This is a genomic window from Corynebacterium sp. HMSC034E11, assembly GCF_001835905.1.
GTDB classification, from domain to species: domain Bacteria; phylum Actinomycetota; class Actinomycetes; order Mycobacteriales; family Mycobacteriaceae; genus Corynebacterium; species Corynebacterium coyleae.
In genome coordinates, this window is the sequence record NZ_KV826393.1 from 57,382 (window position 1) to 76,681 (window position 19,300).

17 protein-coding genes are annotated in these 19,300 nt (G+C 63.4%); 12 read left to right on the forward strand and 5 right to left on the reverse strand.

Annotated elements, in window-relative coordinates:
• Nucleotides 1-16 precede the first annotated feature (16 nt).
• Together HMPREF2690_RS03295 and HMPREF2690_RS03300 are read right to left on the reverse strand one after the other, a co-directional pair.
• Nucleotides 17-1,978 (reverse strand): M3 family metallopeptidase, encoded by a 1,962-nt coding sequence (locus HMPREF2690_RS03295; protein WP_070820184.1) that lies wholly within the window; start codon nt 1,976-1,978, stop codon nt 17-19.
• A 10-nt stretch (nt 1,979-1,988) separates the two neighbouring features.
• The gene (locus tag HMPREF2690_RS03300; RefSeq protein WP_070820185.1) at nt 1,989-2,543 is read right to left on the reverse strand and encodes a hypothetical protein; all 555 of its coding nucleotides are present in this window, start codon (nt 2,541-2,543) and stop codon (nt 1,989-1,991) included.
• 72 nt (nt 2,544-2,615) lie between these two features.
• Between HMPREF2690_RS03300 and HMPREF2690_RS03305 the strand changes: the two genes are divergently transcribed.
• Entirely contained in the window at nt 2,616-4,517 is a 1,902-nt protein-coding gene (locus HMPREF2690_RS03305) for an ABC transporter ATP-binding protein (protein ID WP_070820236.1), read from the forward strand.
• On the opposite strand, the gene HMPREF2690_RS03310 is transcribed toward HMPREF2690_RS03305, so the two are convergent.
• The gene (locus HMPREF2690_RS03310) at nt 4,514-4,909 is read right to left on the reverse strand and encodes a type II toxin-antitoxin system VapC family toxin (protein WP_353935784.1); all 396 of its coding nucleotides are present in this window, start codon (nt 4,907-4,909) and stop codon (nt 4,514-4,516) included. The two genes, HMPREF2690_RS03305 and HMPREF2690_RS03310, sit on opposite strands and share 4 nt — an antisense overlap.
• Entirely contained in the window at nt 4,902-5,156 is a 255-nt protein-coding gene (locus tag HMPREF2690_RS11650) for a type II toxin-antitoxin system Phd/YefM family antitoxin (protein ID WP_070569615.1), read from the reverse strand. Before HMPREF2690_RS11650 ends, HMPREF2690_RS03310 begins: the two co-directional genes overlap by 8 nt.
• A gap of 73 nt (nt 5,157-5,229) precedes the next feature.
• On the opposite strand from HMPREF2690_RS11650, the gene HMPREF2690_RS03315 reads away from it, so the two are divergent.
• The 10 genes from HMPREF2690_RS03315 to HMPREF2690_RS03360 all read left to right on the forward strand — a co-directional run bounded on the left by HMPREF2690_RS03315 (nt 5,230) and on the right by HMPREF2690_RS03360 (nt 17,058).
• Nucleotides 5,230-6,351, forward strand: coding sequence for a MalY/PatB family protein (locus HMPREF2690_RS03315; RefSeq protein ID WP_070820186.1), 1,122 nt, complete (start codon nt 5,230-5,232; stop codon nt 6,349-6,351).
• An 87-nt stretch (nt 6,352-6,438) separates the two neighbouring features.
• Nucleotides 6,439-7,869, forward strand: coding sequence for a branched-chain amino acid transport system II carrier protein (brnQ, locus tag HMPREF2690_RS03320; RefSeq protein WP_070820187.1), 1,431 nt, complete (start codon nt 6,439-6,441; stop codon nt 7,867-7,869).
• A gap of 58 nt (nt 7,870-7,927) precedes the next feature.
• Entirely contained in the window at nt 7,928-8,914 is a 987-nt protein-coding gene (locus HMPREF2690_RS03325) for an LLM class flavin-dependent oxidoreductase (protein WP_070820188.1), read from the forward strand.
• Nucleotides 8,915-8,983: 69 nt separating this feature from the next.
• The gene (locus HMPREF2690_RS03330) at nt 8,984-9,763 is read left to right on the forward strand and encodes a GntR family transcriptional regulator (protein ID WP_070820189.1); all 780 of its coding nucleotides are present in this window, start codon (nt 8,984-8,986) and stop codon (nt 9,761-9,763) included.
• A 9-nt stretch (nt 9,764-9,772) separates the two neighbouring features.
• Nucleotides 9,773-11,194 carry an ABC transporter substrate-binding protein gene (locus tag HMPREF2690_RS03335; RefSeq protein WP_070820190.1) on the forward strand — a complete coding sequence of 474 codons (1,422 nt, stop codon included), beginning with the start codon at nt 9,773-9,775 and terminating at the stop codon, nt 11,192-11,194.
• The gene (locus tag HMPREF2690_RS03340) at nt 11,191-12,114 is read left to right on the forward strand and encodes an ABC transporter permease (RefSeq protein WP_070820191.1); all 924 of its coding nucleotides are present in this window, start codon (nt 11,191-11,193) and stop codon (nt 12,112-12,114) included. Before HMPREF2690_RS03335 ends, HMPREF2690_RS03340 begins: the two co-directional genes overlap by 4 nt.
• Nucleotides 12,111-12,890 carry an ABC transporter permease gene (locus HMPREF2690_RS03345; protein WP_070820192.1) on the forward strand — a complete coding sequence of 260 codons (780 nt, stop codon included), beginning with the start codon at nt 12,111-12,113 and terminating at the stop codon, nt 12,888-12,890. Before HMPREF2690_RS03340 ends, HMPREF2690_RS03345 begins: the two co-directional genes overlap by 4 nt.
• Complete coding sequence (locus HMPREF2690_RS03350; RefSeq protein WP_070820193.1) at nt 12,877-14,208, forward strand: ATP-binding cassette domain-containing protein; 1,332 nt, start codon at nt 12,877-12,879, stop codon at nt 14,206-14,208. The genes HMPREF2690_RS03345 and HMPREF2690_RS03350 overlap by 14 nt, the downstream gene beginning before the upstream one ends.
• 6 nt (nt 14,209-14,214) lie before the next feature.
• Nucleotides 14,215-15,120 (forward strand): ribokinase, encoded by a 906-nt coding sequence (locus HMPREF2690_RS03355; protein ID WP_070820194.1) that lies wholly within the window; start codon nt 14,215-14,217, stop codon nt 15,118-15,120.
• Nucleotides 15,121-15,141: 21 nt separating this feature from the next.
• A complete protein-coding gene (locus tag HMPREF2690_RS03360; RefSeq protein ID WP_083320307.1) occupies nt 15,142-17,058 on the forward strand; it encodes a BCCT family transporter in 1,917 nt (638 codons plus the stop codon).
• Here the strand turns inward: HMPREF2690_RS03360 and HMPREF2690_RS03365 are convergent, their stop codons facing one another.
• A complete protein-coding gene (locus HMPREF2690_RS03365) occupies nt 17,059-18,237 on the reverse strand; it encodes an alpha/beta fold hydrolase (protein ID WP_070820195.1) in 1,179 nt (392 codons plus the stop codon).
• A 58-nt stretch (nt 18,238-18,295) separates the two neighbouring features.
• Between HMPREF2690_RS03365 and HMPREF2690_RS11900 the strand changes: the two genes are divergently transcribed.
• Entirely contained in the window at nt 18,296-19,252 is a 957-nt protein-coding gene (locus HMPREF2690_RS11900; RefSeq protein WP_141761192.1) for a hypothetical protein, read from the forward strand.
• Nucleotides 19,253-19,300: the final 48 nt, after the last annotated feature.

Here is a 19,300-nt window from a genome sequence, read left to right on the forward strand (position 1 = left end):
GCAGGCCGTTAACCGGCTATGCCGATACGTCGGAGCCCGCCAGGCCGCGACGCTCCAGCAACGGACGCGTGTCCTTGTCGCGGCCACGGAACGCACGGTAGGCCTCGGCGTAGTCGCGCGAGGACCCCTTGGACAGGATGGTCTCGCGGAACTTCGCGCCGGTGTCGCGGTTGATGCCTTCCTGTTCGACCAACTGGTAGCCGTCGGCATCAAGTGCTTCTGCCCACAGGTAGGAGTAGTAGCCCGCCGAGTAGCCGCCGGCGAAGATGTGGTTGAACCAGGTGGAGCGGTAGCGCGGCTCGAGCCCGTCGATGTCCAGACCGACCTCGCGCAGGGCTTCTTCCTCGAAGGTTTGGATGTCGGACGGGGTGTCCTCGGTGATCGAGTGCCACGCCAGGTCGATCGCGCTGGCCGCGAGGTACTCGGCGGTGAGGAAGCCCTGGCCGAACTGACGCGAGGCCTTCAGTGCGGCGAGTTGCTCGTCGGAAATGACCTCGCCGGTGTCCACGTGGCGCGCGTAGTTGCGGGCGATCTCCGGGGCGAACGCGTAGTTCTCGTTGATTTGGGAGGGGAACTCCACCCAGTCGCGCGGCACGTTGGTGCCGGAGTTCGACGGGTAGCGCACGTCCGACAGCAGGCCGTGCAGAGCATGGCCGAACTCGTGGAACAGGGTGGTCACTTCGTCGATAGTGAGCAGGTTCGAGGTGATCGACATGACGTTGACCACCACCGGCTTCGTGCCCGCCAGGTGCGACTGGTCCACAAAGGAGCTCATCCAGGCGCCGCCGCGTTTCGACGAACGCGCGTTGTAGTCCGTCAGCAACAACCCAATGCCAGTGCCGTCTTCTTCCTTCACCTCCCAGACGTCCACGTCGTCGCGGTAACCGTTGAGGTCCTCGCGCTTTTCCACCGTGATGCCGTAAAGGAGGTTGGCGGCGTAGAACACGCCGTCGGTAAGCACCTGCTCGAGCGGGAAATACTTGCGGATCTCCGCCTCGTCGATGCCCAGTTCCTGCTCGCGACGCTTCGCCTGCCAGTAGGGCCAGTCCGCGCCGTCGAGGTCTTCACCGGCGAGTTCGGAGGCGAGCTTGCGCTCCGCCTCGGCGTTCGCAGCGGCGGCAGGCGCCAGGTCCGCGATCAGTTGGCGGGCGGCGGCCGCGTTGCCTGCGGTCTCCTCGGCGATGACGTAGTCGGCGTGCGAATCGAAGCCGAGCAGCTTCGCGCGCTCGAGGCGCAGCTTCACCGACTCGGCGACGATGTCGGCGTTGGTGTCGCGGCCGCGGGCGCGGGAGGCGTCGAAAAGCTTGTGGCGCGCGCCCGAGTTTTCGAGTTCGGCCTGCAGGGACTGGGTGGTCGGCAGTTCGATCGGCACGACGAAGCGCTCGCCGTCCTGGTAGGCCTCGATCTGTGCCTCGGACAGGCCGTCGAGTTCCTCGCGGGTCAGTTCCACGGCGAGTTTCTTCGTATCCGCCAGCAGGTTGCGGCCGAAAAGTTCGGAGAGTTCCGACAGGCGCTGGTTGATCTCCTGCAGGCGCGTCTTGCCGGCCGCGTCCAAATCGGCGCCGCGGCGTGCGAACCGGCGCTTGAGTTCGTCGTGAAGCCGCTGCGATTCCTCATCCTCCGGCGTCGTGACCTGCTGGATGCGGGAGTAGAGCTCGCTGTTTTGGTAGATCGAGTCCACGTGCGCGGACAACTTCGGCACTATCCGGTCGGCGACGGCGTCGAACTCGTCGGTGGAATCGGTGCCCTGCAGGTTGAAGAACCACGCCATGACACGGTCCAGGTCCGCACCGGCGAGCTCGAAGGCCTCGACGGTGTTCTCCCAGGTTGGGGTGTCTTGGGTGGTGATGTCCGCGATTTCCTGCGCGTGGTTGACCAACGCCTGTTCAAAGGCGGGTTCCACGTGCTCAAGCCGGATTGCGGCGAAGTCCGGCAGGTTGTAGGGCAACGTCGATGGCGCAAGCAAAGGATTTGTCATGCGCGACAGTCTAATAGCTCAAATTGCCCTTGAATGTGACGTTGCCAACAGTGAACTCGGCGTCCCACAGGTTGCCCTGCGCGACCTCGAAGGGGAACTTCGCGTTCGTGGTGGCACCCGGGCCGAGCGGCATGTCGATGCCGACGACATCTACCTGGGCCTTCTCCGCATTGGAGATGTAGGAGGCGTCGGTGTAGGAGGAGCCGTCGGTGTTGTAGCGCAGTTCCGGTGTCAGCGCGTCGACAGGCAGTGGCGCGTCGGACGTGTTGGTCACCGCAATAACGACCACGGTGCCCACGCCTGTCGACGACGTCCCCTGCCACTTGTACGACAACTCCATCGCCGGATCCTTGACGGACTTGCCGGTGACCTCGTCGGTGACCTTCGGGTCGGTTTCCTCAACGTTGAAGGTGGGCTTGTCGTTGACCTTCGATTCGACGGATTCTTCGAGGTTCTGGCTGGTTTCGTCGCCAATCGGGTCTTCTTGTTGGTCCACGCAAGCTGCCAGCGGCATGGTCGTGGCCAGGATGACGGCGGCAAGCCGGGTGCTCGTGCGGATGGACATGTGCGCCTCGTTTTCTGTCGCGTAACTAGTGCTTCGCTGCACACAATACCGCGCAGGTACCCTGTGGAAATTATGCAGTCTTTGATGCGCGTCGTTCGCAGTGCTTCCGCGTTGTGGCCGTTTTATATCGCGGTTGTGGTGGTGTCGTCGATAGTCGCGGGGCTTGGGCTTATCTCCCCGTTCCTCATTCGGGAGGCAACCGACACGATCATTGCGGCGCTTGGCGACGAGCCCGTGCCCGACGCAACCCGCACCGTCGTCTGGCTCGCCATCGCGCTGTTTGTCGCAGAGGCGTCCGCTTCCATGCTGCACAACGTGTCCGGATACCTGGGCGATGTGATGGTGGCGCGCATCCGCCAGATTCTGTCTACGCGCTACTTTGCCAAGTTGCTCGCACTACCGCAGCGTTACTACGACAACCAGGTCACCGGCACGATCATCGCGCGGCTGGACCGCTCGATTGCGAACGTCACGCAGTTCATCCAATCCTTTACCAATAATTTCCTGCCGATGCTGCTGCAGGTCGTGGCCATTTTGGGCATCACGGCCTACTACTACTGGCCGCTGACAGTGCTGCTGGCGCTGCTGTTCCCGCTGTATACGTGGCTGACGGCGTTGACGTCGAAACGCTGGCAGGTTTTCGAGCAGGAGAAAAACGCCAATATCGACGAGGGCAACGGGCGTTTCGCCGAGGTCGTCGGCCAGGTGAAGGTGACCAAGTCCTACGGTGCCGAGGTGCGCGAGTTAGAAAAGTTCGGCCGCCACTACACCAACACGGTGGACATCACACGGCCGCAGTCGCGCTGGTGGCACTCCATGGATACCGCGCGCGGCGTGGCCATGAACCTGATCTTTTTGGGGATTTACCTGATCCTGTTCACGCGCACGCTCGACGGGCATTTCACGGTTGGCGAGATGGTCATGCTCATCCAAATGGTGACCATGGCGCGCCAGCCGGTGACCATGATGAGCTGGATCGTCGATTCCGCGCAGCGCGCCATCGCCGGCTCGCGCGACTACTTCAAGGTGATGGACGAGCCGGTCGAGCCGACCGCGAACCGCCAGCTGGTGGCCGCGACGGAAGCCTCCGGCATGCCGGCGCTCGACGCAACGCAGCAGACACCGCTGAGGGTGCGCGAACCTGTCGTCGCGTTTGAGAACGTCACCTTCGAGTACATGCCGGGTGAGCCCGTGCTGCACGATGTGACGTTTACCGCCCGTGAGGGCGAGAAGATCGCGCTGGTTGGCGAGTCCGGCGGCGGCAAGTCCACGATTGTGAACCTGCTGCTTGGCCTCTACCCCATCACGCGTGGCCGCCTTGAGGTGTGCGGCGAGGAGATCTCGCACCTGGACGTGGAGAAGCTGCGCGCCACCACGGGTGTGGTGTTCCAGGAGGCTGCGCTGTTTTCCGGTTCGGTGTTTGAAAACATTGCCTACGGTAAGCCGGACGCCACGATGGAAGAGGTCGTTGCCGTGGCCAAGCGCGCCAACGCGCATGACTTCATCATGAAGTTCACCGATGGTTACGACACCATCATCGGCGAGCGCGGCCTGCGCCTGTCTGGTGGTCAGCGCCAGCGTGTGGCGGTGGCGCGCGCGATGCTCAAGGACGCTCCGCTGTTGATTCTCGACGAGGCCACCTCCGCCCTGGACACCAAAGCCGAGCGCGCCGTCCAAGCCGGCCTGGATGAGCTCATGCGCAACCGCACCACGATCATGATCGCGCACCGCTTATCGACGATCGCCGGCGTGGACACCATCATCACCCTGCGCGACGGACGTATCGACGAGATCGGCTCGCCGGCAGATCTGGCTGTCTCTGGCGGTATTTATTCAGAGCTGTTGCGCCTGACGGCATCCTCTTCTGCTGCAGATAGGAAGCGGTTGAAGGCGTTCGGTTTCGCCGCCGACGGCGCCGAAGACGACGAGTACGACGAAGAAGACCACGGCACCAGCGCGGGTACAGCGGACTAAACCGAAATCACGTTTAAAAGTTCCTCAAGACCTCTAAAGTCCTGCGGGTTCCTCGTGTACAGATCAAGTCCTTCCGCCAAGGCAGTGCTAGCGATCAAAAGATCAAACGCGCGGCCTCGTGGCTTTCGCCCGGCACGGATCACTGCCCCATATACAAGGGCATAGGCTTGTGCTGCACGATCGTCGAACGGAATACACTCAACTAGTTCAGCGATTGCACGGGCCTGATTTGATCGGCGGGCACGCTCCAAAGGATCCTGCGCTGCAACAGGGCCGACAGCCAGCTCAGCGAAAGCGATAGACGAGATTGTCCACTGCTCTGGCAGTAGATTTGGATCTATTTCATCGAGATCGAGGAGCACTGATGTATCCAACAAGCCTCTGCTAGTCACGCGGATCAATTCGTTGGTCTACATACTCGTCAATATCGGCCCGGAACTCTTCAAACTTAACTTTCGGAAGCCGCTTGACCGTTGCTAACAAGTCTTCTTTTCGAGCGAATCGTGACTTTCGTAATGGTCGCAATTCACCGACCGGTTGCGAGTTGCTCGTAATCACAAATGTCTCCCCCTCATCAAGCGCTCGCATGATACGCCCGCTTTCATTGCGCAGCTCTCGCTGGCTGATTGTCTCCGTCATGTACTGACCGTAGCACCACGCGCTACGGCATAAAAGGGTCCGCAAAGGAAAAAATCCCACTACCGTAGGGCGCATGCAATTTCCCAGCCTTGAAACCCTGCAAGCCCGCGGCACGCGCAAGTGGACGCAGTTCGACGCTGACGTGCTGCCGTTGTTCATCGCGGAAAGCGACTTCCCCACCGCCCCGGCGGTAAAGGAAGCGATTGCGGATGCGGTGGAGCGCGAGATGTTCGGCTACACCCCGGCGCCGCACGCGCACCATTTGGGTGAAGCGGTGGCTGGGTTCTACGAGCACCGCTACGGCTGGCGCCCGGACGCGGATAAGATCTTCCCGGTTGCGGATGTGGTGCGCGGTGTGATGCTGGCGATCAAGTACTTCACCGAGGGTGATGTGATCGTGCCGGTGCCGGCGTACTTCCCGTTCCTGGAAGTTGCCCAGGTTGCGGGCCGCAAGCGCGTGGATGTCTCCAGCGCGGGCGGGCTCGACCTGGATGAGGTGGACGCAGCGTTTGCGGGCGGCGCGGGCAGCATCATCGTGACCAACCCGTTCAACCCGGGCGGCTACATCTTTACCGCTGATGAGTTGGATGCCGTCTGCGAGGTCGCCCGCAAGCACGGCGCGCGGGTCATTGTCGACGAGATCCACGCGCCCCTGGTGTTCGACGGCGCCCACGTCTGCGCCGCGGCGAACAACCCGGACGTGTGTATCACGGTGACGGCAACGTCGAAGGCGTGGAACGTAGCTGGCCTGAAGTGCGCGCAGATGATCTTTACCAATGACGAGGACGTTCGTACGTGGAACGCGATGTCGGGGGTAGCCAAGGATGGTGTGGGCACCCTCGGCATCGTGGCAGCAGAGGCTTGCTACACGCATGGTCGTGAGTTCCTTGACGACGAGGTAGAGCAGCTGCGGGCCAACCGCGACTGGCTGGTGGAAAACCTGCCGAAGGCCGTCCCGGGCATTGCGATGGAGGTGCCGCAGGCGACCTATTTGATGTTCTTGGACTTTGCAAAGACCAAGCTTGTGGATGAAAAACCGGCGGCGTGGCTTCGTCGTCACGCAAAAGTTGCGATGAATGAGGGCGTGGACTTCGGCCCTGGCGGAGAGCACCGTGCGAGGATGAACTTTGCTACTTCCCCGGAGATTCTCCAGGAGGCGGTGAAGCGGATCGGGGACGCAATCAACACCATCTAGCGTCCCATCTATTGGAACTTAGTTCCCATCTGGCGGGCGTGTGGTTTATGCTAAGACAACTGCACACTAGCTAGAGAGGTTCTCCCAATGGGTTCCACAGCGATTTCGCAGGCAGATGGCCAGTCAACGAATGGGCGCTCCACCAGCGCAATCATCGTGACGGCGCTTGCCCTGTTCTCAATGTTCTTTGGTGCGGGAAACCTCATCTTCCCGCCGATGCTGGCCGTCCAGGCCGGTGACAACTTCTGGCCGGCACTCATCGGCTTCCTGGTCACCGCATCGCTGCTGCCGGTGCTCGCCGTCATCGCGATTGCCCTGTCCGGCTCGAACCTGCGCGACCTCGCACAGCGTGCCGGCACCGCCTTCGGCGTGGTCTTCCCGGTTCTGGCGTACCTGTCCATCGGCGCGTTCTACGCACTGCCGCGTACCGGCGCCGTCTCGTTTGAAACCGCGATCACCCCGCTGTTCGGCTTCGATTCGCTGTTCGCTTCTGGCATCTTCAACATCGTGTTCTTCGGCATCGCCCTGGCGCTGTCCTGGAACCCGAGCACCATCATGGAGAAGCTGGGCAAGTTCCTCACCCCAGCGCTGGTCATCTTGCTGGTGATCATGATCTCCGTGGCGGCATTCCGCTGGACTGCCGAGCCGGTCACCCCGCAGGAGCCGTACGACAACGGCCCGCTGACCTCCGGCCTGCTCGAGGGCTACCTGACCATGGACTCCATTGCGGCGCTGGCGTTTTCCATCGTGGTGATCTCCACCCTGCGCGGCCACGGCTTCAAGGAAGGCACCCCGCTGGTCAGCGGCACCATCGCAGCCGGCGTCGGCGCAGGCATCATGCTGGCTCTGGTCTACGTCGGTCTTGGCGTAGTCGGTCGCGTCATGCCGGGCGCATCCAACTTTGACAACGGTGCGGGCCTGCTCGCCGAAGCCTCCAACCTGACCATGGGTGGTGCCGGCCAGGCGGTCTTCTCCGCCATCGTGCTGCTTGCCTGCCTGACCACCGCTGTCGGCCTGATCACCGCAACCGCCGAGTACTTCTCGGAGCAGTTCCCGGGTTCCTACCACGTGTGGGCCGTCATCTTCGCTGTGGCTTCCATGATCATGGCAACGCAGGGCTTGGACTTCGTGATGGCGATTGCCGCTCCGGTGATCGGCTTCCTGTACCCGCCAGCCATCACCTTGATCGCACTGACGCTCATCGAGCCGGCCTTCCGTGCACGTACCCGCTTTAGCTGGGCGTTCTTCGTCCCGCTGTGGGTCGCCGTGGTGTGGTCCGCGATCGAGACCTTCATCTCCTTGGACTGGGCAGCCGATGCACTGCGCCCGATTGTGCAGTGGGCCCCGTTGGCCGCTGAGGGCCTCGGCTGGGTTGTTCCGGTTGTTGTGGCCTTCATCATCGGTTTGATCGTGGACCTGGCCAAGCCGAAGCCTGCGATGATCCCGGGCACCATGGAGTCCATCGAAGGCGAAGACCTCTCCGCCGAAGGTGACGCTGCACCGGTGCTGCAGTCGTAGTCGCACCTGGCTCTCCTGCGAGGCCCCATTGTTCGCAAAACGCGTACGGTGGGGCCTTATGCGTACGCCACTTTCTCTGATCGATTTTTGCACCCGCTACCCCGACGAGTCCGTCGGCGAGGCGATGAAACGCTCCGTTACTTTCGCCCAAAAGGCGGAAGGGTTGGGCTACGACCGGATTTGGTACGCGGAGCACCACAACATGTCGAGCATTGTGTCGTCCTCACCCGCGGTGCTCATTAGCCACATCGGCGCAAAGACCGAGCGCATCCGCCTCGGTTCGGGCGGTGTGATGCTGCCAAACCACTCCCCGTACGTGATTGCGGAGCAGTTCGGCATGCTCGAGGAGCTCTACCCCGGCCGCATCGACCTTGGTTTGGGGCGCGCGCCCGGTACTGATCAGCAGACGTTGGGCCGCGCTTTGCGACGAGACCCTGCCGCCGCCGAACGCTTCCCCGAAGACGTTCTCGAGCTGCAGGCGTGGCTGTCCAACGAGTCCCCACTGCCAGGCGTGACCGCGATGCCCGGGTTTAACACGAACGTACCGCTGATCATTCTGGGTTCGTCCATGTTCGGCGCATCCCTGGCCGCGAAGCTGGGCCTGCCGTACGCGTTCGCCTCTCACTTCGCGCCGCAGCACTTGGAGCAGGCCACCACCTATTACAAGGAGAACTACCAGCCTTCGGAGCGCCACCCCGAGCCGTACTGCATCGCCGCGGTCAACGTCACGGCTGCCGATTCCGAGCAGGAGGCCGTGGAGGAAACCCGTATCGTGCACCGCAACCGGGTGCGCGCGTTCATGGGGCGGCGCGGAACGATGCTTTCGGACGACCAACTTGACGCCGTGGTCAATTCCCACCAGGGCCGCCAGATCACGGACATGCTGCGCTACACGGCGAAGGGCACCGGCGAGCAGGTTGCGGAATACCTCGAGGCGTTCCAAAAACTGGCCAATGCGGACGAGTTGATGATTTCGCTGCAGTCCGGCAGCCACGACGCAACCCTGCGGACTATGGAAATTCTTGCCGGTTCCTGGGGAAAGTAAAATTCTGGTGAACAGTGGTCTAGGATTTGGCTATACAAATCCGCTTCGACCACGAAAGAACTGACCCTCATGGCTCAATTGCCCACCGGTCCACTCCGTCGCCCACAGCAGCACGAGGAGATCGCTGACTACCTTCGCGACGAGATTTTCGCAGGCCACATCCCTGCAGGCGAATCGTTGCCAAGCGAGGTCGAGTTGTGTGAGCAGTTCAACACCTCCCGCGGACCGGTACGCCAGGCGGTAGCGACGCTGCGCGCGGAGGGCCTGCTCTCCTCGGGCCGCGGGCGTCGCTCCCTGGTGCTGTCCAATACCCGCACCGAGACGTTCGAGGAGATCCTGTCCACCACCTCGTGGCTGTACCGGATGGGCAAGAACCCGGGCGAGGTGGTCAACCGCCGCGGCATCATCCAGGCCGACGAGACCGTCGCCGAGAAGATGCGCATCACTCCTGGCACAGACGTCTACGTGCTCGACCGGGTGCGCAGCGCCGACGACGAGCCGCTCGTGGCCGAAGTGATGTACTTCGACGCGTCGCTGACTGATGTGATTGAGACGGTGGATACCTCCGAGGATTCCATCCACCGCGAGCTCATTCGCGCGGGCGCGGACTTTAACAACCTGTCGCGTTCCTTCACGGTGGAGCGCGCCGACGCGAAGCTGGCCCAGCAGCTCGGCATCGAAGAAGACGACCCGGTTGTTGTGGTTGCGCTGAAGGCCCTAACGCACAACGGTGACGTGCTCGAATACGCCGTGCACATCTTCCGCGCGGACAAGGTGTCCTTCGGATTGAACAATGTTCGGGGGCACTCGTCCCCCCTGTGGTTCCAGGTGGACTCCGACATCCACTAATCTCACAGCATGCTTTCAAGGACGCTGGTCGCAGCCACCGTCTCCCTGTCACTTACGTTGGCTGCTTGCACCAATTCCGAGGCCCGCGATGAGGTGGTGGTTGCGGCTTCCGCAGCCCCTGCCGGTCTCGATTTCACAACAACTGGCGGTGCCGCCGCACCCCAAGCGCTCGTGGGCAATGTGTACGAGACGCTGGTGCGTATCGACGACAACGGCCAGCCCATCCCCCACCTCGCCTCCTCATGGGACCGCGACGGCGACACATTCACGTTCCACCTGCGCGACGACGTGACATTCTCCGACGGCAAAGCGTTTACCGCCGAGGATGCCGCGTTCTCCATCGATTACGTGCAAAACGAGTGGACGAATGGATTGAAGGCCCAGATGGCTCCGGTCGTCGATACGCACGTGCTCGACGAGCACACCTTGGCCGTCACCGTCGAGGGTGACGCGGATGCGTGGCTGTGGTCCATGGCAACGCTGACCGGCGCGATGATGACCCCAGCGAGCATCGAGCGGCTGGCCACCGACCCGCTGGGAACCGGCCCTTACACAGTGCAGCGCTTCGATATCGGCGAGAAGATCGTCTTCGACGCCCGCGAGGACTACTGGGATGGCCCCGTCGAGCGCGACGCCGTGATGCGCTACTTCGACGACCCGGTCTCTGCCGTCAACGCGCTACGCGTCGGTGACGCCGACGTGGTGTGGGCGATGCAGGCGCCGCAGTTGATAGAGACGCTACCCGAGGACATCCGGGTGGAAGTGGGCACCACCAACGGCGAAGTGCTGCTGAGTATGAACAACCAGCGCGCCCCATTCGACGATCCGGACATCCGCCGTGCCGTGGCGTACGCAATCGACCGCGACGCGATCAACGAGGTGGTCTACAACGGTCTGGCCACCGACACCGGCGGCGCCCCCGTCCCGCCGACCGACCCGTGGTTCACCGGGCACAACTACTACCCCTTCGACCCCGACAAGGCCCGCGAACTGCTCGCCGGACGCACCCCGGAGGTCACCATCACAGTGCCCAACCTCCCCTACGCACAAACCGCATCCGAGCTGATCTTCTCGCAACTGCGCGACGTCGGATTCAAGATCAACCTGGAAACCGTCGAGTTTCCCGCCGTATGGCTCAGCCAAGTGCACAAGGGCCACGACTACCAGTCCTCACTCATCGCCCACGTGGAGCCACGCGACGCCGCCCAACTGTTCGGCAACCCGGATTACTACCTGGGCTACGACTCGCCCGAGGCCCAGCAGCACTTCGCGGACGGCGACATCAAAGCCGCCATCGACCAAGTCATGGCCGACGCGGCATCGCTGACCCTGGTCAACGCGCCCAATATCGTGCTCTACGCCCCAGGCGTGAGTGGGCTGAACCCCAACGTGGTCACTGACTCGCTACGGCTGAACGAGGTGAAGAAATGATCCGCACCATCAGCAAACACCTGCTGCGCTTTGTGCTGCTGCTCGTCGCCGCCAGCCTGATCATCTTCACGCTGCTGCGCGCAGTACCCGGCGACCCGGCACGCATCGCGCTCGGCGTGGCGGCAACCGAGGCAGACATCGCAGAGCTCAACACCCGCCTCGGGCTCGACCGCCCGTTGCCAGCGCAGTACTTCGACTGGATTTCAGGGCTGATCACCGGCGACTTTGGTGTGTCGTTGTCCTCGGGCAAGGAGATCACCGAATCCGTCATTGAACGCGCCGGGGTGTCGCTGACGCTTACGGTGCTTGCGATGACGGTGTCGCTGCTCGTCGCGGTACCCGCCGGTGTGTACATCGCGGGTCGGCGCCGTTCCGCGGGACCTGCGCTGGTCAGTGGCCTGTCGCAGGTGGGCATCATCGTCCCGTCGTTTTTGGTCGGTATCGCGCTGGTGGCGTTGTTCTCCGTACGCTTAGGCTGGCTGCCCGCCAACGGGTGGGGCACGCCTGCGCACGTGGTGCTGCCGGTGGCGGCGCTTTCACTTGTGCAGGCGTCGATTCTGACCCGCTACATTGCGGCGTCGGTGCGTGAAGAGTTGGGCAAGGATTATGTGCGTACGGGACGGTCGCAGGGGTCGTCGATACGCGCAGTGCTCTACTCCTCTGCCCTGCGCAACGCGGCACTGCCGGTGATCACGGTCGTTGGCGTGCAGCTGGCGTCGCTGGTCGTTGGCGCGGTGGTCATCGAGCGCGTGTTCACGATCCCGGGGTTGGGCACAATGCTTCTCGACGCCGTAGGCAACCGCGACCTCACCACCGTCCAAACCGTGATGATGCTGGTCGTGGCCTTCACGCTGGTGGTCAACCTCATTGTGGATCTGACGTACACGGTGGTCGACCCGCGGATTCGGAGGCAAGCATGACAACACAACGCAAAATCGGCGGGCTGATCGTACTGGCCGTCGCGGCAGTTGCGCTGCTGTCGCTGGTGTGGACGCCGTTCGACCCGCTACAGGCCGACGTTCAGAACCGACTCCAGGACACTTCGGCAGCGCACTGGATGGGCACCGACCAGTTCGGCCGCGACATCACCTCGCGCGTCATGGACGGCGCGCGCCTGACCCTGACCGTGGCTATCGGCGCGGTTGGGCTTTCCGCGTTGGTCGGCGTGCCGCTGGGCATCTGGGCCGGCATGCGCCGCGGTGCGGCCCGATTCGTCATGGCCGGCGCCGACCTTCTGCTCGCCTTCCCCGCACTGCTGTTGGCCATCGTGTTCACCGCCGTGTTCGGTGCGTCGATCTGGATCGTCGTGCTAGCCATCGGCATCGCCGGCATCCCGGGATTCGTCCGCGTCGCTCGCGCCGGCACGCTGCAGGTGATGCAAAACGACTACATCCTGGCCGCACGCATTGCCAAGGTGTCCGGGCCTGCAATCGCGTGGCGCCACGTCCTGCCGAATATCTGGCCGATCGTGCTCACACAGGTCTCCGTCGCCGTGGCCCTTGCCATTCTCGCCGAGGCTGGCCTGTCCTTCCTCGGTCTCGGCTCCCCCGCCCCGTACGCGTCGTGGGGCCGCATGCTGCAGGCCTCGCAGCCGTTCTTGGCCACCTCCCCGCACCTCGCACTGTGGCCGGGCCTGGCCATCGCGGTGACCGTGCTGGGATTTAACCTGCTCGGAGGCACCGATGATCGACGTTAAGCACTTCAGCATCGACGGCATCCTCCACGACATCACCTTCCACATCGCCCCCGGCGAACGCGTGGGCATCATCGGCGAATCCGGCTCCGGCAAGTCCGTCACCGCCTTAAGCATCATGGGGCTGAGTGACCTGCCCGCGACCGGATCCATCACCGTCAACGGCACCGAGATGGTGGGCACCCGCGACCGCGTGCGCCGCCGGGTGCGCGGCAAAAACGTCGCCATGGTGTTCCAAGAACCCATGACCGCACTCGACCCGCTGAAGAAGATCGGCCGGATCGTCTCACGCGACCTGCTCCAAGACGTCGGCGTGGACCGCCCCGACGCCTACCCGCACGAACTTTCCGGCGGCCAGCGCCAGCGCGTGCTCATCGCGCTCGCCCTTTCCCAGGACCCGGACGTGCTCATTTGCGACGAGCCCACCACCGCCCTCGACGCCATCGTCCAGTCCGACATCCTCGACCTGCTCGACCGGCTTGTCCGCGAGCGCGGCATGGGCCTGCTGTTCATCTCCCACGACCTGGCCGTGGTGCGCCGCATGACCGACCGGGTGCTGGTGTTTAAGGACGGGCGCATCGTCGCTGGCGACTCCGACTACGCCAAAGCACTCGCCGCCGCAGCCGAGCCCGGCGCGCCCGCTGCCCCTGTCACGCTCGGCGAGCCGGTCGTCGAACTGGATGGTGTCTCGCTGCAGCGCGGCGCCACCATGGCGGTGGACAACGTCACCCTCACCGTCCGCGAGGGCGAGCGCCTGGCCATCGTGGGCGGCTCAGGCTCCGGCAAGACGTCGCTGCTCCACCTGATTGCGGGGCTGCGCCAGGCCACCTCCGGCACCGTGACGGTCGCAGGGGACGTGCAGATGGTGTTCCAGGACCCGTACTCCTCCCTTGACCCACGTATGGAGGTTGGGGCGTCGATTCGTGAGGTAGGCGTCGATAAGCAACGCTCCGACGAAATGCTCAAGCGCGTCGGCCTTGCCGGCGCCGGCCACCGCAAGCCCGCGCAATTCTCCGGCGGGCAGCGCCAACGCATCTCTATTGCGCGCGCCGCAGCCCCTCGCCCGAACATTTTGCTTGCCGACGAACCCGTGTCCGCCCTCGACGCCACCATCCAAAACCAAGTGCTCGACCTGCTTCGCGACACCGTAGGCAACCACACCCTCATCTTCGTCACCCATGACTTAAACGTCGCGCGTGAACTGTGCCCCACCGTTGCCGTCATGCAGTCCGGGCGCATCGTCGAGCAGGGGCCAACCGAGGAGATCTGGGCCAACCCACAGCACCCCTACACCCGAGAACTGCTCGCCGCCGTACTATAGGCACCCATGAGTGCCGCAAAAATCTGCGTGGTCGGATCCATCAACGCCGACCTCACCGTCAATGTTGACCGACACCCCACCCCAGGCGAAACGCTACTCGGCTCCGGCGGAGGCATCACCGCCGGCGGCAAGGGCGCGAACCAAGCCTGCGCCGCCGCACGCCTCGGCGCCCCCGTCGCACTGGTCGGCGCGGTAGGCACCGACTCGAACGCCATCCCGGCAACTGCACTGCTGCGCGAGGCGGGCGTCGACCTCACCCACGTCGAAGAAGTCACTGAGGTCACCGGCCTTGCCGTGATCACCGTCGCCGCCAACGGCGAAAACACCGTCCAGGTCGTTCCCGGCGCCAACGCACTGGTGAACGCCGACTTCGTCTCCCGCCACGCCGCACCCGTCGAAGCCGCCGAAGTTGTCCTGCTGCAGGGTGAAATCCCGGCCGACGGCTTCGCCCGCGCCGTCGAACTGGCGAAGGGTCGCGTGGTGATCAACCTTGCCCCCGTCGTCGACGTACCGCGCGAAGCCCTGCTCGCCGCAGACCCGCTCATGGCCAACGAACACGAAGCAGGCCTGATCCTCGACCAGCTTGGCTACGACTCCACCGGCACCCCCGAGGACCTCGCACGCCGCCTGAAGGACGCAGGCTTCGCCTCCGTCGTGCTCACCCTCGGTGCAGCAGGTGCGCTCGTGGTTGAAGGCGACGCGCTGACCCACATCCCCTCCCCACAAGTCGAGGCCGTAGACACCGTCGGCGCCGGCGACTCCTTCGCAGGCGCGTTCTGTGCCCGCATCATCGAGGGCGACACGCTCGTCGAGGCCTCCACCTATGCGTGCCGCGTCGGCGCGTTCTCCGTCACCCGCCCCGGGGCACAACCGTCCTACCCGACCGCCGCCGACACCCTGCCTGGAGCGTAAACCCAAATGAGCCCTCAGATGATGCCGCGACGGTCGTCGTCGACAAGCAATAAACGCCCCATGCGCGTCCAACGCACACAAGGCGTCTACCCCGACGACATGCACCCCGGCCTCGTCCCGGGCATCAGCGTCGAAGAATCACGCCACAACTTCAGCCTGGACAAAGTCGTTTTCGGCGTGACCGCCGCAGCGATCCTTGCCTTCATCATCTGGGGCGTGACCTCCCCAGAACAGGTCGGCTCGAGCGCCTCCAGCGCACTGGCATGGGGCCTTCGCAACTTCGGCTGGCTCTTCAACATCGTGCTCGTCGCCTGCGTCATCATCATGGCAGTGCTGGCGTTCTCTCGCTTCGGCAACATCACACTGGGCAAAGACGACGAAGAACCCGAATACTCGTTCTTCTCCTGGGTCGCCATGATGTTCGCTGCAGGCATCGGCGTAGGCATCTTCTTCTTCGGCCCCTCCGAACCACTGACCATGTACCTCGACCCGCCACCGCTGACCGTCGAGGCCGAAACCGAAGAAGCACTGCACCACGCAATCGCCCAAGCCAACTTCCACTGGGGCCTCTCCCCGTGGGCGCTCTACGCACTGGTCGGTGGCGCCATGGCCTACTCCTGCTACCGCCGCGGACGACCCACGCTTATGTCGTCGCTGTTTACCCCGGTGTTCAAGCGCTCAGGCCCTTTCGGCACCATCATCGACATCCTGGCGATCGTGGCCACCCTGTTCGGCACCGCGGCCACGCTGGGTATTTCTACCCTGCAGATCGGCGACGGCATCGCCATCATGCGCAGCGGCGACTCCGCCCCCATGGGCGTGCTGCTGACCGTCATGGGCGTGCTCACCATCGGCTTTGTTATCTCCGCCGTCTCTGGTGTGGGCAAAGGCATCCGCATCCTGTCGAATATCAACATCTCGTTGACGTCGGCGGCCATCCTGTTCATCTTCGCCACCGGGCCAACCCTGCTGCTGGTCAACCTGCTGCCGTCAGGCACCCTGGTCTACGCCGACCGCTTCTTCGACATGGCGTCGCGCTCCTTGTCCTGGGGTGAAGACACCCTCGACTTCCAGTCTGCCTGGACTGCCTTCTACTGGGCGTGGTGGATCGCCTGGGCACCGTTCGTCGGCATGTTCATCGCACGAATCTCCCGCGGACGCACTCTGCGCCAATTCGCGGTAGTGACCACGCTCGTCCCCACCGCCGTGCTCATCTGCGCGTTCACTATCTTCGGTGGCACCGCAATCACCTTCTCCCGCGAAGGCCGCGAAGGCTTCGACGGCACCGCCACCCCGCAGCAAGTGCTCTTCAACATGTTCGGCGAAATGCCGCTGGTGGAGATCACCCCGTACATCCTCATCGGCATCCTCGCGGTGTTCTTCATCACCTCCGCAGACTCCGCCTCCACGATCATGGGCTCCATGTCCTCTAAGGGCGACCCCGAACCGAACAAACTCGTGGTGGTGTTTTGGGGCCTGGCCATGATGGGCATCGCCGTCGTCATGCTGCTCTCCGGTGGCGAAGACGCCCTGTCCGGCCTGCAGTCGCTGACCATCCTGTCCGCAATGCCGTTCTCGGTGGTCATCCTGCTGCTGATGTACTCGTTTATCAAGGACCTCTCCACCGACCCCATGGCCATCCGCAATTCCTACGCCCGCAACGCGGTGAAATCCGCCGTCATCCGAGGCATCGAAGAATACGGCGACGACTTTGAAATCGTTGTCGAACCCTCCGCGGCGGGCGAAGGCGCAGGTGCCGAGTTCGATTCCACGTCCAACGAATACACCGACTGGTACAGACGCACCGACGAAGAAGGCACCCCCGTCGGCTACGACTACGAAACCGGCGAATGGTCCGACGGCTACCAGGCCGAAGACGAAGACAGCACGAACACTGACAGCGGCACCGGCACCGCCGCCGAAGACAACCGCGGCTAGCTACTTCCCCGCCATGTCCAGCAGGCGGCCAAGCACCGCCTTGCCGTGGCGGCGCAGCCCGTCGTGCTGGAACTGGTCCGTCTCAAACACCTTCGCACCGATGACATCCGCAGTTTCCAGCGACAGCTCGTGCGGCACGTAGATGTCGTCGGTGTACACCGCCGCGTACGCATCGTGGCCCCCACCGAGCCCGCCATACAGGTTGTCCCAGTCATCCTTCTGCGCCAGCTGTTCTGCTGCCGCCTTGAACGGGCGTAGCTCCGGATCCTCGTCGAATTGGAACGGGAAGATGTGCTCGCCGGTGAGGTAGAACTCCTCGTCGTTAGGGCTGGCGTCCGGCGCGAACCCTGTAAGTTCGCGGGAGACCCGCTCCGCCGCCCAGTTCGTCGCCCCCGGCACCGTGCCGCCGTAGATCGACTCATGCACCGCCGCATACAGCGGGCCCCTGGCAAAACTCACACGCTCCCCCACCGACGCCAAAAAGTCCGTGCGCAGCCTGCCGTTCGGGTGAAACGGCGCCTCAAACAACTGCGCCAGCGACGCGAACCCGTCCTCGCGCCCCAACTCAATACCGAGGGTGCGCAGGCGCCGCGCGCTCAGCCGCTCGCCGGTGGGTAGCAGCTCCTCCTCCGACTCCAGGTGGCGGCACACCTCACGGATCGTTCGCTCGGCCTCCGGGTACTGCTCGTTGAACTGCAGGTGACGGTGCTTGAGCTTGGCAAACGTCGCACGGTAGACACCATCCGCGCCCTCGCTTATCGACGGCAACCCACCCGTAAACAACGCCCTCCCCACACTCTCCGGGTGCACGGCCAAATAATGCGTCAGGCAGAACCCGCCAAAGGATTGGCCCAGCACATCCCACTGTTTCAGCCCCATCTCCTCACGCAAGGCTTCCGCATCGGCGATGATGTCGCTGGCGCGAAGCTGGGTGAGCACGGTGTCGTCGATAAGCGAAGGCGTCGCGGAATCAACCCTGGTCGAGCGCCCCGTCCCCCGCTGATCCAACATGACCACCTGGTAGCCACGCTCGAGCGCAGTTTCCACCCACTCGAACCGCTCACGCGGCGCCGGAAAACCCGGGCCACCCTGCAGGAACAACAACGCCGGGGCATCCGCCTCACCGAAGATGCGGGCGAAGATGGAAAAGCCGCCACGGTTCAACACAATTTCACGCATACGGCGATTGTAGGAACCGGGGCGAGAGTTTCCACGTCAAATAGTTATGTACGACGGAATGAACATCGAATTCCCGCCAACCATCGTCAATGCGTCCCAGATGGAACGCGGACAAAACTACCTGCCTGTTAGCAAACAACGCTTCATCCACGAGCGCCACAGCCTGGAACAATGGGCAGTCCAACTCGCGGCACGACACCACCCGCACAACCAGAAATACGACGTGCCCGCAGCCGTGCGCGCCGTCGTCCACGCGTACGAACGCCCAGGCAGCGTGGTGTGCGGATTCTCCGCGCTCGCTCTCTACGGATTGCCGTATCTCGTTGAAGGCGCAGACACTACTCTGCGAGCACCCACACCCCAAAAACTCACCGCTTCCGCTATACGTCCCTCCGTCGCACGACTCCACGCCCCACACACAGAAACATGGACCCTCACCCACCGCGGTGTGCCCATCCGCGTTTCTCGACCATTACGTGCAACCGTGCAGGCTCTGCAACAGATTCGACGAGGCGAACACTCGTGGCAGACAGAGCCAATCCCCGGTGTGAGCCCAGAAATGGTCAAGGCTGTACAACTTGTCGACTGCGCCCGTCGACACCTCGGACTACAGGCGGAAGACATTCGCGCCAGCGCCCTTCGGCAAATCAATCAACGGTGGCTGTCTCGGGTGCTCGATCTGTCCCGTTCAACTGCCGATTCGCCGAAAGAAACCGAACTGCGGTTGCTCCTCCAGCCAGTGGTTCGCAACTACGGCCACACGCTCGTAGAGCAGTATCCGCTGACAGTGGGCGGCAAAGCCATTACGACCTTTGATTTTGCCATCCCCGAACTCAAGATCGGGATCATGTTCGACGGCCGACACCACTGGGAGTACGACCAACGACAGTTAGATACGTCCATCAACCTGACATCGATGCTTCATGGTTGGACGGTTCCCCGGGCGGGGTCGAAAACCATGCAGCAATGCGTCGAGGTCGTGGAGAAAACGATCCGGCAGGCGCGTCGGCGCTAGCGCGATGCAAGATGTTACAAGGCCCACGGTAGCGACCTGCGCGAAATG